The 12,223-nt window shown below is 51.9% G+C and carries 7 protein-coding genes and 1 pseudogene; 5 read left to right on the top strand and 3 right to left on the bottom strand.

All coding sequences use genetic code 11. The features are described 5' to 3' along the window. Positions 1-1,428: 1,428 nt before the first annotated feature. The 5 genes from ACI5GA_RS09565 to ACI5GA_RS09585 are packed head-to-tail and all read left to right on the top strand — an operon-like array spanning position 1,429 to position 7,440. Positions 1,429-2,076 carry a hypothetical protein gene (locus ACI5GA_RS09565; RefSeq protein ID WP_421422643.1) on the top strand — a complete coding sequence of 216 codons (648 nt, stop codon included), beginning with the start codon at positions 1,429-1,431 and terminating at the stop codon, positions 2,074-2,076. Position 2,077: 1 nt separating this feature from the next. Then, positions 2,078-3,970, top strand: a complete 1,893-nt coding sequence (locus tag ACI5GA_RS09570) for a hypothetical protein (RefSeq protein WP_421422644.1) — start codon at positions 2,078-2,080, stop codon at positions 3,968-3,970. Next, on the top strand, positions 3,963-4,928 hold the full coding sequence (locus tag ACI5GA_RS09575; protein WP_421422645.1) for a TniB family NTP-binding protein: 966 nt from the start codon (positions 3,963-3,965) through the stop codon (positions 4,926-4,928). The genes ACI5GA_RS09570 and ACI5GA_RS09575 overlap by 8 nt, the downstream gene beginning before the upstream one ends. 5 nt (positions 4,929-4,933) lie before the next feature. After that, positions 4,934-5,941: a TniQ family protein gene (locus tag ACI5GA_RS09580; RefSeq protein WP_421422646.1), complete on the top strand. Its 1,008-nt coding sequence runs from the start codon at positions 4,934-4,936 to the stop codon at positions 5,939-5,941. Then, on the top strand, positions 5,929-7,440 hold the full coding sequence (locus ACI5GA_RS09585) for a hypothetical protein (protein WP_421422647.1): 1,512 nt from the start codon (positions 5,929-5,931) through the stop codon (positions 7,438-7,440). Before ACI5GA_RS09580 ends, ACI5GA_RS09585 begins: the two co-directional genes overlap by 13 nt. A 991-nt stretch (positions 7,441-8,431) precedes the next feature. Here ACI5GA_RS09585 and ACI5GA_RS09590 read toward each other — a convergent pair. From ACI5GA_RS09590 to ACI5GA_RS09600, 3 genes and pseudogenes are all read right to left on the bottom strand, one after another. Beyond that, positions 8,432-9,955 (bottom strand): FAD/NAD(P)-binding protein, encoded by a 1,524-nt coding sequence (locus ACI5GA_RS09590; RefSeq protein ID WP_421422648.1) that lies wholly within the window; start codon positions 9,953-9,955, stop codon positions 8,432-8,434. Between the two features lie 166 nt (positions 9,956-10,121). Next, positions 10,122-11,308, bottom strand: a pseudogene (locus tag ACI5GA_RS09595) (pyridoxal phosphate-dependent aminotransferase). A 23-nt stretch (positions 11,309-11,331) separates the two neighbouring features. After that, positions 11,332-12,210 carry an acetaldehyde dehydrogenase (acetylating) gene (locus ACI5GA_RS09600; RefSeq protein WP_421422649.1) on the bottom strand — a complete coding sequence of 293 codons (879 nt, stop codon included), beginning with the start codon at positions 12,208-12,210 and terminating at the stop codon, positions 11,332-11,334. Between the last annotated feature and the right edge of the window lie 13 nt (positions 12,211-12,223).

A 12,223-nucleotide genomic window follows, 5' to 3' on the forward strand; every position in this document is an offset into this window, starting at 1 on the left:
CTCATGCAGTTGCGAGGATCTGCCCGTTAGAGGATGAGAACTATCGCCTCATCCGCTTGCGTTATTCTCAGAGCTACGCAGTAAAGTCATCCACCAGCCCTCAGGCTAGGGTAGTCGGCGTTGGCCAGTAGAATCCGCAGTCGGTATCGTGAATAACCATAGTGGTAATCCTGCAACGACGGACTACGTGCTGGAATGGTCGGCGGAGCGCGGAAAACCGCTGAGTCATACTGCTCTGATTTCCAGACTCTGACTCGTCGACCAGTAACTCTCTGACCTCACGTGGAAACTGCCACATCAGCTGTGCGAACAGGTCACGCCGGCCACCAATCCACGCAATGTGCTTCAGGACTTGATAACAGTCTTCATGGGCAGCATGGCGTTCAGGCCAATTGAGCCATTGTTGAAGAACTAGGGGATCCTGAATTCTCAGATTAGCCTCACGCGAAAGCAAATCATACAACTCCTTAGCAATATGCTTTATGGGTAATTGTAAAGAAAAAAGCAAAAAAATCTCTGGAAAATTGCTATTTATCCACGTGCGGTAAAAATAATAAGCTGGCGATGTCGTCCGCCATAGCACTAAATAAATGCAGAAGCAGGACCAATCAATCCGCCTAAATAGGCGTTCAGGATGTAGCTTCTGACACTCCCGTAAGGGGCACCCCTGAACTTGTATCGTATCCGCCAAGGCGTTCCAGTATTGAGGGTCCAGTGCACCGTTTAGCAAAGCCCAAATTGGATTGTTGAACATCACATCTAGCTGTGGAAGGTGAGAGCCCAGTTCACGCCGAGTCCACGTGGAGAGCTCTGCCCCCTTCTTTGCGCGCTGCCATCGAGATCGGTTTTTGCTTAGCCTTGGTCGAAGGGAGTGCCAGTATCTATTGATACCATCGGGTGTGTGATCGCAGCCGGCGGCGTCGGCAATTGCGTGAAAATAAGCGACCCCGCGCAGCCTGCGACATGGTCGCGTGACATGCAATTTCATGGCGTACACCTCTCCGTACCGCCGGGTACGGTTCTATTTGCGCGGAATTTGCTCCGCGGAAATATTTGCGTTAAGCCCCGATCTAGACGCTTGCGCGGAAAAATCGAAAACGACGAGGTAGCCATTTTTCGATCCCTGCCGTAATCAATCGTAATGAATAATACTTAACCGTGCCAGCAAGCGTGGTAGCAAAACTACACACTGGATGCGTCGCAGTCTTCGTTAAGAACGAAAACGTATAAGGGTGAAAGATAGAACTGATCACCTTCTGGCGTAGGGAAAAGATTCGCTGAAATGCGAGCAAAAAAGGCTGTACACCGCTACCAAGCCCCCAGACGGAGGGAGTTGGAGTTTGGGCGTAAAAACGGAGCACGTGGTAGGAGGTCTACGGGCACGGAGTACTGAGATGGTCAGCGTGAACCTTTGTGAGGATTGCTGAAATGAACACATTCGTTACCAGCTTAGCCCATCACGACATCACACTTACACCAAGGACGCCGCTAACGTCGGGCCGTCCGCACATGCGGGTGACCCATTTCCCATCAATCAAAAACCATCAGATGGTGGCGTGTGAAAATACGTTACAAGCCGATTTTTGCGTGCACTTGGAACATGACCCTCGAGTGCTTGCCTACAAAAGCCGCCCCTTTACCTTGAGGTTCGAAAAGACAGGCTTCATAGCTCGTCCACATTTCGCAGTGACCCTGAGAACTGGTCAATGTATCTATTACGATGTACGGGGTGTGTTGGAAATCGAGGAATATACTCGTCAGCGCTTGTCGAAAACTTACGACCAGTTTACCCAGGCAGGGCTGCATTATGAGGCGCTCGCTCTCCCAGCCTTGCAAATTAACGCTCACACATCCACGCTGCGCTGCTTTTATTTCCAGTTACACGGCGGCTCCGCTGAGAAAGCTTCTGTGATCTCTGACCTTTTGGCAAATCACCTTCAACACAGGGCCACCATTCGGAGCTTGATCCAACAAGGCATTCCCCTGTGTGATATAGCTTTCGGGGTATTTTATAGGCACCTTCATGCCGATTTAAGGCAACGGCCTAATCTAGACTTTCAAGTCGAGTCCGCCTGAGATGACCCCGTCAAATTTTAATGTCGGCGAGCAATATTATCTACGAGGGCATCACTATCAGATCGTGGCGATTGAAGAGAATGAGGTGCAACTTCGGTCTGTACAGGGTCCGCCGAAAATAATTTATCAGCCAGTCGATGCATTGCAAGTGGCGGCCGCTCGCGGTCAACTGAGGAAAACCCAGGAAGCGCCTATCACGTGCTCACCCGATAAAATTATCGCAGGGCTGACGGCGCACCAAGCCGACATATTCAAGGTGAGGATGGCGTATATCACGACCTTGACAAATTGTTATGCAGGGGTACTGTCGCATGATGACTTCGAAAGCCTTAAGGACGCAGTGGAGAAAAAGATCGGCCCGCACCATTACCCTGGTTACAGCACGGTATGCAGTTGGCGCAAGGCGTTTTTCGAACAGGGTGGTTTCGTAGCAATCATACCCGGTCGGCGAACCCACCGAAAACACCTGTCCTATCAGCCCGAAGAAATCAGGGAGTTGATCAGAGAATATGTGGACGACTACTTCTGGTGCGAAACTCCTTGGCAGATCAAAGATTTGAGTAAGGGAATACAGCTGGCAATCGATAAGCTGAATAACTTCCGCCCTCCTCTTAAGCAATACCGCGTGCCGTCGAGCACCACGTTATGGCGAATCATCAAAGAGCTGGACGCCTATAAGACTGACCTTGCACAAAAAGGCAAGCGGATAGCAAGGCGCAGACATCGCTTTGGTGGAACCTTACCGAAACCTAAATACCTATTTGAAAGAGTGGAATTTGACTCGCAGCAAATGGACATCTTCCTAGTGAATGACCAGTACGAGGTAATAGGCAAACCGTACCTGACTGCATTCATTGAAGTTAAAACTCGACGCGTAGTTGCATGGGATATTTCTTTCAACCCTCCCAGTGAAGACACAACCTTACGCGTATTCATTAAATCCATTTGCTCAGATAATCCGTATGGGGGAGTGGCTGATAGTTACCTTGCAGATAATGGCGCCGAAAATATCGGAGAATCGCACCGTGATCGGTTAGATTGCGTACATACAGAGATGTCCTACTGCGAACCTTACATGCCTGATGGGAAAGCTCATATTGAACGACCTTTCGGGACAGTTTCGCGCGGATTTGTCCATTATTTCAGTGGAACCACGCGATCAAACATCGAACAAAGAGGAGACTACGACTCCGAAGGGCACGCAGTGTACACTCTGAAGGACTTCCGTGAATGCTTTGTTGAATTCCTAGACAATTATCACAACAGACGTCACTCGGCTCTTAACATGTCACCGAACGAAGCGTGGGCGGAGTGCCTCAAACGTGACTTGCCGCCAAGGAGGTATTCCAGTGAGGACCTTCGCAGATTGTTCTGGCGCCAAGCAATGGTTACGCCTACTGCAGGGAGGGTCACAGCTGAAAACTTGACCTGGTACGGGGGCGCTGTTAGCGAACTTGCTGCCCGTCATCCGCATTGCGACAAGCTGATACTCTACTTTGACCCGTGTGATGTGAGTCAAGCGTGGCTGTGCCACCCACACTTCCTTAACGACTCCCCACAACCTTTGCAGGCATTGGACCCTGACTATCAAACAGACCTCACTTTTAGTTTCCACAGGGAAATCCATGACCGTTTGATCAAAAATAAGCGATCTGGCGTCTATGAATCTGTGGAGGAGGCCAGAATACAACTTCTTATTAAAATTTCACGTCAGAATAATGCTAAAGAACGGCTAAAACTTGAGAGATTCAGGGAAAGAAATCCTAAAACCGACCCCGCTTCCACCGCACTTAACGGCTCCCCACAAAGAACAAAAAAACAAAATGGCAGGACCTACAAAAAACGCGATGACACCCCGGGAGACTACTCTGTAAGAGGCGATGAAAGTGAGTAACGCAAAGGCATTAAAATTGATAAAAGTCTTCCAGCAGCAGACTATTTTCTTTCCCGCGTTCGCGCAAGCCTATTCAACAGCCTGCGATGTGATTGACATGGCGATTGCGACCGGGGCAGTAACTTCCGCTATCATTTGTGGACGATCTGGTACTGGCAAAACAACACTCAGCGAGCAACTGCAAAAACATTACGCTCTAGAGAGCGAAGAAATCATTACCCCAGAGGGTGTTATTTATACCAAGCGAACTGTGTATTTCGAAGTACCTCCCCCACCGACGATAAAGCAGTTGGTAGAGACCATGCTTACTGGTTTGGGAGTCAATAACCCTCGCGGGAGCACGTCCCGACTGACCACTGTATTGGTTAATCGGCTAAAACTGATGAAAGTGGAGGTTGTTTTTCTAGACGAAATTCAAAGACTTTGCAAGCCGGAAGCTAGAAAAGTGAGAATTGCAACACTGGAATGGTTAGTTGACCTAGCAAACAAATTGAACAAACCAATCATTCTGATAGGCACAGAGGGATGCCGCGACATTACAAGCTACTATGAGTCGTTCGCTAATCGTTTCCCCTACATGATCGAACTTACGCTGATGGAGTATGAGGCCAACCCGACGTCCGTCTTCCAACTGTTCATGAAAACCCTAGATGAGGTCATCCACAGGTTGAAGCCAATGAAAAGTAGCGTGCACTTGCATGACGCAGAAATTTCTGCAGCAATATATGTAGCAACGAGAGGCAACCTCAAACAAATAAACATCATCTTGCAGGATGTTCTCTTGCAATGCTTCCAACGGCCAGATGAACTAGGTATGACCACTGAAGACTTCCTTTGCGCCTGTGACCCGCTCAAACTTCATCTTAACCTATGCAAAAGCAACCCATTCGAATTGACACTGGAGCAGTGCCGGATGTTAATCAACTCAGTTGAAAAAATCCCATTTCCAACGGAGTGACCTTCATGGATGATATGATTTTCTTACCTTACCCCCTTGAGGAAGAAAGTCCGAGCAGTATCCTCAAAAGATTTGCTTTAGGGCATGGGTGTGAGTGTCCTGCCCAGCTCCAAGATTTCACCTTCATGATCAACCTCAACAAATCGGAGATGACCATTTGTTCCCCGTTGGTGCAATGGATCGCGGCTCGGGCAGGTAGGGATGCACAGCGATTTCTTGCAGGCTTTTACATCCCGTTAGTCCGGGAAGGTAAACATGGCCCTTTCGAAATCAACGGGACGATTGTTCCTAGCAAGTTTATACGCAGAGGACCTGTAGCATTTTGCTCCCAATGTTGGGATGAGCGTCATGAACGCTACATCAAGGATATCAGCCTGACAGAGTGCTGCCCTTATCATCATCGCAGATACATACATGAATGCCCGGCCTGCCACCATAAGCTATACTGGATAAGCGCGCTCAATGGGCGTTGCGCATGCGGCCATGTTTTTGTCTCCGAGGCCTGCTCCGACGATGACGTGTACTCAGAACGCTACTTATTAGAAACTATCAGAAACCAGGATAGCTCAGCTCTATCCAAACTTAAAATGCTGTTATTAGAATTGGGCTATTGTTATAACCGAGGCGGCGATTCAGAAGAAAGAAAAGTAGTCCTGAATGCGGCGGCGGGTATCATGCGAGGTCAACGACAGTATATTGATGAGTATCTACACTATCAGACCAAAAAATACCCTCATATTCCTCTTTCTTACATTCAAGCCAAGCTGCGTCATATTAATGAGCCCGTGATCAAAACCTCGCTTGAGCAGTTCAGGATGGATCATACGCCCGCTCCATCCTTGCCAGCTCCATCTTTTGTCGATCCTCCAGAATTCGAGCTGAGCCGGGCTCAGTTGGTAAGAATCTCTAGGCACTCAATGAAAGAGTTAAAAAACTGTCAACGGACTTTGGACTTCCATGGCCAGGGGACCGTGTACGCCAGATATCTGATCGATATTTTATGCCACTATTGAATCAACTAAACGGCGATTTTGATAAAAGTTCTACTGACGTATCTGATCAAATTGACATCAACTCAGCAGCGGAGGCTGCTCTCGTTACCCGTAACACGATGCGCCATCTCATTCACCAGAATTTCCTGACCGAGATCCGCGGAGAGAACCGTGGTATTTTCGTAATGGCCGATGAACTACATATGTTTATGCAGCGCTATGAGTCGGCATCTGCGTTATCGCGGAGGTTAGGCCTAAGCCTGCAAGATACCATTGTCCAGCTTAAACTACTTGACCTCCGCCCTATCAATCATTTGCATTACTCAGGCTCCTCCATTTTCGAGCGAGAAGCTACCGGTAACATTTTAAACGATCACTTTGTAGCTTCTCCTGTGAATGAGAAGCAACGCTATGACCTGTCCAAGCTTGAGGTATTTACGACCACCAGTCGAATTGGCTATTGCACTGTATCAGCCGCAGCAAAAAAACTTAAAGTCAATTACGAGAACATTTACAACTACATTCAATCCGGAATTTTGTTCCCCTATCGATCCAGCGCGACGGGGCGGATCGTCCTAAAAAACACGGATATCGACCGCGTCGCGGCCACTTATCTTCTCCCTACTCAATGCCGAAAAATCCTAAAGTTAGATTACCGCCTTTGTAGTAGGCATCTGATCGAAATGGGTGTTAATCCTGTCACATATAAACAGGTCAAAGGATGCACTCAGCCACTGTTTCTCCGCTCCGATATAGAAAAACTTGCTAAAAATCTGAATGAGTTGCCATCCGGTCTCATTACCAGCCATGAAGCTTCTATGCGCTTAAACCTTTCACACCCTACAGTGCTCCGCCTTATCGCACTTGGCGACCTTGCTCCAGAATGCAACACGACCAAATTACGGTGTGCCAGTCTCGACAAGGTAGTTAACTTTAAGAACACACACGTCAACGGCGTAGAGGCAGCAGAGATAACCAATATTAACGTGAAGCTTATTCGGCAGATCTTGTCTAAGTTCGGAGTACAGCCCATTTGTATTCCTCAGAAAGACTACAGCAGCTGTCTAATCTACAGGCTCAATGAGCTATGTGAATACGGTGTCCGAATCCCCAGCACTGGCCGGAATGGGAGCACCAAATGGAGCCATTTAAATATTGTTGAGTTGCTCAGCGTCGAGACGGCAGCAGCGGATCTAGATATTCCTGTTCGGAGCTTTTGGTCGGTATTTCTTCGCTCAAAATTCATCCCTACAATCAGAATAAATCAAAAGTTACATATTACACCATCAGATGCGGCGAAATGTCGGGAGATACTCGCTCATTCGATGACACCTGCTATGGTAGATCAAAAACTAAGTGTACCAAGGATCGCCGTTTACCTGCGGCGAATCGGGGTACTTGAAACGTCAACAAATATACCAGCCGACCTTCCACAAGGCACGTTCATTACTAGAGCTTCTTTTGATCGCCTCAGCGAGACGGCATATCCTCGAAAGGTTCCGATTAAACAAGATGTTTAATCGGTAGTGCACGATCTGTAACACCCACGTATTCCGCATTTGGCTCACTGCACCCTCCCCCATTATCCGCCGGCTTAGCGCCGCCCCCCCGACCGCGTATACAACTCAATCTAGGAAATTGAACACTGCATTGCTTTTTAAGCATTGCTCGGTTCCGACCAGTCCGAGGCTATAAGAATTTTCTGTACAGAGTCTAACTTTTCTGAAAAAGCGAGTCTCATCCCATCTGAAAATCTGTTTAAAAATCAATGCAACTCAGTCTGGACTTGGATGAAAAACGAAGGATCCTGCCCCACTTGTCACGAAGGTCTGACACGATGTCACGATGACTTGACTCAAGGGGTCATTTGTCCCCGTTAGCTTCAGTTTTTCAAAGCAATCGGAGGGGATTTTACGAACCCTAACCTGAACGCTTCAATCTAGTGCTAGTAATAAAAAAGCCACCTAGGCCGAACGGCAGAGGTGGCTTTTTGCTCTGAGATCTGTTCTGCGTCACCCTAGCAAACCGGCATTGATTATCAGATCAGCCAGTGGGCAACCCATAGGTTTCAGTATTACTGGGCATTTTTTCATGGTCGTTCGAAACGGCTCGCAACTACCAGGCGCAGCAACAGGCTACGCAAACAGGTTCTGGTCGTCAGTCAATAACGATCAATCGTGGCGCGGCGGAGCCCTACCCGGCCATTGTCGAGTCAATAAAAAGGCCGTTGAAGTATCAGAGGAAGCCGTCATCGAGATCAGGGTGGCGCTATCCAACATTTGAGGCTGTAATCCAAGACTTTGACGATCGCCAAGCTCTCAAGTACAAGCTGCCTTTGAGCGAACCTCAAGTACCAGCAGCATCGATTACAGCCCCAGATACTATGCCCTGCACCTTTTCCTCTCAAGTTGTTGCGTAGGTGACCGATAATCCTGATTAGGGCCTATACAACTCGAATCAGGTGAATTCAATGCCGCACCTGAAAGCTATGAGCTGCCGCGCCCCTGTTTTTCAGACATGCTCTTCCACGCGCTCAACCCTGTGCGTTTCTTCGCGCCATTGCATCGCGTCCGCGCAACAGAAGGCGTGTCGCCCGTTGATTTCCAGCGCAGAGGTGAAAAAGAACTGCCCCACGGTTAGCTCGCCGACCGCATAAATCTGCCGTGCCGAGCCTGTCCGGCCCTGAATGCGGTAGGTATCCGGGTCGACGGAGATTCCCCCCATCGGATGACAGGTGGCCGTGCCGCTCTTGATCAGCGATCCCAGCAAGGTCGACTCAATGAGGTTCGCATCTCGAGGAAAGCCAGTTGCGTAAATCACCCGATCATAGACATGCTCCCAGCCAGCCCCGCGAATGCTCAGTCCCGGCACATCAACCGGCTCGGGCCCGGCGAACGCACCGGGGACGAACTCCAGCTGGCCGCTTCGCAGGTAACCGAGAATTTTGCGCGCGTTTTCCGCCGGGATGGAGACGCGGTAAGCCATGAAGAAGCTGAAATACTCGCTCATGAACCTGGCTTGTGCAGTGTCGTCCAGCGCCTGCCAAAGGTGTTCGATGAAGCCGTTGGTTGCATAGAGGATGGCCTGCCAGATACGCGGAGCCTGCGAGACATTGATCTCGTTCTCGATGAAGCTGATGACGTCGGCCGGCGGTGCTGGCAGAGGGATCACGGCACTTGTCGAGGCCGGGTCGTGGGCGGCCAGTTCCTTGCGAAACAGTGCGACCAGATCACTGATCTGTAACGGCCCGTTTTGCGCGACCAGCGCGCGAACACCCTCGCGGGTCAGGTGCTTGAGCTCGACGCGCTCTTGGGTTCCGCGAACCACGGGGAAATAGCCGCTGCGCGAATGCATGCGAATCAACTCGCGATGCCCGCCTTCGATTAGCGCGATCACCGTGTCGATGGCGCTCAACCGCGCACCGATTACGGCCACCCGCTCGTCCGGGGAAATTGTCTTCAGCAGGCGCGCAACTGGATAGGGTGTCGCCAGGACACGCTCGTCCTGCTTTTCGGGATCAATTTTTTTGGCCAACGGCCCGCAGAACAGCAAGACCTTGTGCGTGGCGATACTCAGCCCGCATCGCGTCCGCACGGTCTCCATTCCGTCAATCACATCGATAGCGCAGACCTCGGCATTCATCATCACCAATTGGCAGCCGAGCGAGGCGCCACGCAATACGATTTTCTTGATCTGGTCCTGCAGGTAAATGCCGAACAAAGCCCGCGGAGCAAAGCTCTCCGGTGTCGGACGAAACTCGGGAAAGGCATGCCGCCACACCCCGGGATGATCCTCCAACCAACGCTGGAAATGACCAGGGAGATGCGGATAGGGCGTAATGAAACCGGTCTTGGTATTGAGGATATTGCTCTGCAGATCAGCCTCATAAGCCGCGCCGCGCCCGAAGTCATCGCGTTTTTCGAAGAGGTAAATGGTCCCGGCCGGTGCGCTGCATGCAGCGACGCGATCCAGGTGACGTTGCAGGAATGCGATAGCCGTCGCGCCGCAGCCGACGATTGCAAAAGCATATTTCATCAAGGTATTTCCTTATATTGAACCGCTTCCCTTACGTGTGCATTGGCCCGGCAGCAGACGTGGCGTGGCCAGCCACTCCCCGTTCCAGAAGAACGCAGAGCAGCTCGCGGTTAGCCGAATCAGGACACTTCAGCGTCGCCAAACCTCGCCCCTGCTAGACCGGTAGTCACGAAATGGCGGACAGGAACGTTCTCAAGCGCGCGGCCCCGGACCTGACCTGCTCGGCATCGCCGGAGTACGACAATCGCGCATGACCCGGTGCGCCAAAAAAGCTGCCGGGAATCAGCGCGACGCTGTATTCCTCCAGCAGCAAGGCGCAAAATGCCTCGTCATCGGCGATCAATCTGCCATGCAGGGATTTGCCCAGGGTCTGGCTGATATCCATGAACAGATAAAACGCCCCCGCTGGTTGGCAGAACCTCAGGTGTGGCGCCCCCTGCAAGTGGCGAGCAATGCCTGGCGCTGGCCGTACAAGCGGTCTCTTGCTGCGTAGGAGAACGCCTGGTCACCGCTGAAGGCCGCCGCTGCCGCTGCCGCCGGGATCGGTGGGATATTCGAGATCGAGTTAGAATTGAGCGTGGTGACTGCCGCGGCAATCCGTTCACTGGCCGCCAACAGCCCGACCCGCCAGCCCGGCATCCCATAGAACTTGGATACGCTGTCAATCTTGATGATGCGGTCGCTCAGATCCGGTGCGACTGAAAGCAGACTGGGGCAACTATCCATGTCGTAGACGAATCGCTGGTAGACGTCATCCGAAATGATCCAGACATCCTTTTTACGCAGCACCTCTGCCAACGCCGCGAGTTCCTCGGCGGAATACACGGCGCCGGTAGGGTTGCCCGGCGAGTTCAGCATGACCACCCGCACCTTGTCGGACAAGGCATCTTCAAGAGATTGGGCCGTCATCTTGAAATCGGTTTGCGCCGAGCAGGTGACGTTGATCACGCCCGCCCCGACCAGATCGGCAATGTCGAAATAGGTCGGCCAGCAAGGGGTGGATACGAGTATCTCGTCGCCGGGGCGGATGATCGCGCGTAGCACACTGAACAACAGGTGCTTGGCGCCGAGGCCGGCCACCAGATTCTGCTCGCGATAGTGGGTGAACCCCTGTCCATGCAGGTAACCCAGATACGCCGCCAGCAGCGCTTCATCTCCGCGGCTCGAGCCATACCCGCCCGTGTGTTCGCAGGCAGCCTTGACGGCCGCCTCGACGATATGTGGCGCCGGAAGAAAACCCGGCACACCGACACCGAGATCGATCACTGGATGCAGCGTTTCCCTGATCTTCTGAACGACACCCAGAATCGGGCAAAACCGTGCAAATTCGAGATCTGGCGAAAGAGTAGGCATAAAAGTCTCTCCGTTACGCTGAGTCAGGCTGCGCGTTCGGTCACGCGCCCTCGGGCCATGAGCGCGGCCATGTGGGTTGCGGTCGTAGTGATGATGTCGAGGTTGCCGGCGCTTGGATCGAGAAAGTCTCCTGCCCCTTCAACACGCACCATGGTGAACAAGCGTCCTTCGCTGTAATGCAGATCTACGATCACCTGATACCCAGGCACAGCAGACTGCACCTGGGTCAGGGCACGCTCCACTTCACGGCGGGTGGCGGCCAGATCAACCGTCTCGATTAGCGCCGAAACCGCGGTCTGCATAAAGACATTCGGCTTAGCCGGATTGATGTTGAGGATCGCCTTGACGTCCTTGCAACCGGTGAAATGGCTCAGCGCATTCTCGGTGGTCGTGATGTAGTTGCTCAGGTTTCGCCGAGTAGCCGGGCCGGCGCTTTCGGCGCTGATTGAGGACACCACTTCGATGTAGCGCACGCCCGGATTAGCCCGGGCGATTGCGGCCGCAAGCGGGATGGAAGCCTGGCCACCACAGGTGATCATGTTGATATTGCTAGCCTCGCTCAGCTCCACTCCGTTGAGGGACGGCACGCACAACGCGCCCAGAGAGGCCGGGGTCAGGTTGATGATCGCTTTCCCGGCCTCGACCAGGCGCGGTGCGTGGGCTTCATGGTCGGCCGCCGAGGTGGCATCAAACACCAGATCAAATTCGTTGATCCGGGCAAACAGGCCGTCGATGCCTTCCGCGGTGGTGGCGACCCCGCGCTCACGGGCGAATGCAAGGCCGGATGAGTGCAGGGAGCGACCGGCAACCAGCGTGCAATCCAGATCCGGATGGGCGAGCACCTTGCACAGGATGTCGCAGCCGATATTGCCACTGCCGATGATGGCGGTTTTCAAAGTCATTTTTTCAGCTCCA

Origin of the sequence: Pseudomonas sp. Pseu.R1 (assembly GCF_045764065.1) — a bacterium.
Taxonomy (GTDB): Bacteria; Pseudomonadota; Gammaproteobacteria; order Pseudomonadales; family Pseudomonadaceae; genus Aquipseudomonas.